At 65.9% G+C, this 2,627-nt stretch carries 2 protein-coding genes; both read right to left on the bottom strand.

The window, feature by feature from the left end:
• Positions 1 to 819 (bottom strand): replication initiation protein (locus AB2385_RS16875; protein WP_367656175.1); only part of this gene is annotated, 819 nt, incomplete at its 3' end.
• Positions 820 to 2,243: 1,424 nt separating this feature from the next.
• Positions 2,244 to 2,516: a sigma factor-like helix-turn-helix DNA-binding protein gene (locus AB2385_RS16870; RefSeq protein WP_367656174.1), complete on the bottom strand. Its 273-nt coding sequence runs from the start codon at positions 2,514 to 2,516 to the stop codon at positions 2,244 to 2,246.
• Positions 2,517 to 2,627: the final 111 nt, after the last annotated feature.

Genomic DNA, 2,627 nt, shown 5'->3' with positions numbered 1-2,627 from the left:
TTCGCTGAGGCAAGTGCCCCAAGCTTTGCGTCGTTGGTTGGTGAGTTCTGGGGTGATGTTGCGCCAGGTCCAGCGGGCGATGGAACGGGCCAGATGCAGCACTTCGACCTCGCCCAGCGGGCCGCGGGTGAACTCCTCGGCGATGGCGGTGAGGTTCTTGTTCACGGCGAAGGCGTGAACGGTCTGCTCCCACTCGGTGGCCTCGTCGTAGCGCAGGCGGGCGCGGTAGGCCCATTGCCGGGTGAGATGGAACAGGGCGACGTTGCGGCCCACCGAGGACGCTGTGAGGGCTTTGCCGGTCCTGGAAGGCCCTGGGAGGGCTCCGACGTCTCCGAGGGCCTGTGCGAGCTCCTGGAGGCCGTAGAGGGCGGTTTCCTCGCCCCACAGTGGCATGTGCTGGCGGTGGACGGGGTTCTTGGTCACCCGGCCCGCGTAGCCGACGTCCCCGCCCAGGACGTCGACGAGGCCCTGCTCGATGCGGGCCAGGAGGTTGATCGGCTTGCGCCGGGCGGAGTCGGTGAGGCACACCGGGGCGGCCAGGGCGTAGGCGATGTGCCCGGAGCGGGTGTGCGGGTTCAGGGTCACCCAGGAGGGCTGGGGAAGCCCGACCAGATCGGCCACCTGATCGGCCTCGGAGCCGTCGTGGTCGGTCACCACGATCGACTGCAGGCACAGCGGGTTGGTCTCGATGTAGGGCAGCTGCAGAGCGTGCTCCCGGGACACCCGCCGATAGGCGCCATCCTTGCGCTCAGCGGCCAATGGCGCCTGCGGTAGCCAGTGGTCGGCGAACACGTTCTGGAAGCTCATGAGGTGACCCAACCACAGATTCCCCGCCTCCCCGGGTACGACTCACCTTAATCAGATACTTCCGCCGAAAATTCTTTCCAGCCTGCGCGTAGCGCAGCCCGCTTTTGGCTGCTTCCACACCCTGTCGGACCTTTCACATCCGTTGGGTCCCCCGGGTGCCGTGCAGTCCACCTTCGTCACTCGCCCTACATCTCAAGGCGTTCCCGGTACTGTCTGCTTCGTCGCCTGGCTCTCTGTCCTCACGGGTACCGCGGCCAGGCGACTCTCCATGCGAAGGCCTCCGGTTGCCGGTCGGGGGCCTTCGCCATGCCAAGGTGCTGTCGTCACACCTCATGCATCATTCGATGACCGAGGCACGGGCGACCCAACGCAGGCGCGCACAAGCTCAGCTGCACCTTCCTCGCGTGGTGCCCAGAGCACCTCAGCCAGGCACCGACTCACCCCCAAATTTTCTTCATTGACCCCAACGATCACGGTCACTGCCGATGAGTCCCGCTGCCTCGTTTCACCCTTTACGGGTGAGGGGTTAACCCGTTCCGGGTGAGGCAATCGGAACGGGGTCCCGGTGCTCGGCCATGTGGTCGAGCGGGTGCCTGGTGGGGTGTCGTGGTCGCTGCCGGCGGCCCGGTTTCGGGCGCGCTGGGGTGTCCTGGCTGTACGCACCGAGGACCGATGGGGACGTGGCGAGCGTCTTCCCCGGTGCTCGGCCAAGGAATGCAAGAGGTGTGACGGCTTAGAAGTGCGTTGATTGGCTTATCGATGCGTTCAGCGGAGCAAAGCCGGTGGGGGTGTTGGTGCCTGGTGCGGTGATCGTGGCGATCTGCTGGAGGCGGTATCTGGGGTAGTCACCGAGGACTAGTCGCTGCTGTGGGGGCACGAAAAAAGCCGGGGAGTGGTGCCCGGCTTTTTTCGTGGGGAGGAGGATCCCGATCCCCACGTCTTAGTGTCCTGCACGGCGGTCCGGGATGCCTAGTGCCGGAGGCGCCACGAGTGCTGGATCAGTGCTGTAACGGGAGGCCGGGCCTGGTCTCCCTGGCCTCCCGTAGGAGCGGTTGATGTGAGCAGCCAACTCCCACCCTCAGTGTCTGTCGTATTCCCGGAAGACGTCCAAGGTGACGAAGAAACGCGGGCGAAAGGCTTGGCAGAGGGTGGATCTGTCGGTGCCGGCACCGACCTGGAGGTGTGGCTGAGGAGGTCTGTCCCGCACGTGCTGGACAGCATCAGTCAGGTAGCCCCAGGTGGAGCAAAGCTATGTTCTATGTGCCATAGAACGAGACCGGCCTCCGGCCGGGGCACCAGGCGGGGCGGGTGGGCGCTGCGCTGGGCATGCGAAAGGCCGGGGAGGGGCCCCGGCCTTTCCAGTGAGATGCCTCTTCACCGTGGGTCATTCTGCGGCACGAATCTGGGCCGTGCCGCCCGTGTCGGCGGAACAGTCGTCAGGTGACGGAAGTGAGCTTGTGCCGGTCTCGGGCGCGGTGAACGAGGTTCTGGGCGGCCTTCTCGGAGCAGCCGAGGCGGTCGGCGATCTCGCGGTACTTCAGGCCGGCGTTTTTGAGCTCGAGGGCGAGATCCTGCCGGGCCCGAGATCGCTTGATGAACTCGTCACGGGGTTCGGCGACAGCGCGCTGAACGGTGCGTGGGTGGCATCCCACTGACTGCGCGACCTCGCGGGCCGTCCTGGTTCGGCGTACAGGGTTCTCGGCGGTCATCGGAGGGCCTCCTGCTGGATGAGTGTGCGGTCAATGCGGCGTTTGTCAGCGGCGCGTTCGCTGAGGCAAGTGCCCCAAGCTTTGCGTCGTTGGTTGGTGAGTTCTGGGGTG

This window comes from Symbiobacterium sp., assembly GCF_040797425.1.
Classification (GTDB): Bacteria; Bacillota; Sulfobacillia; order Symbiobacteriales; family Symbiobacteriaceae; genus Symbiobacterium.
This window is presented reverse-complemented; position numbering and strand designations above follow the sequence as displayed.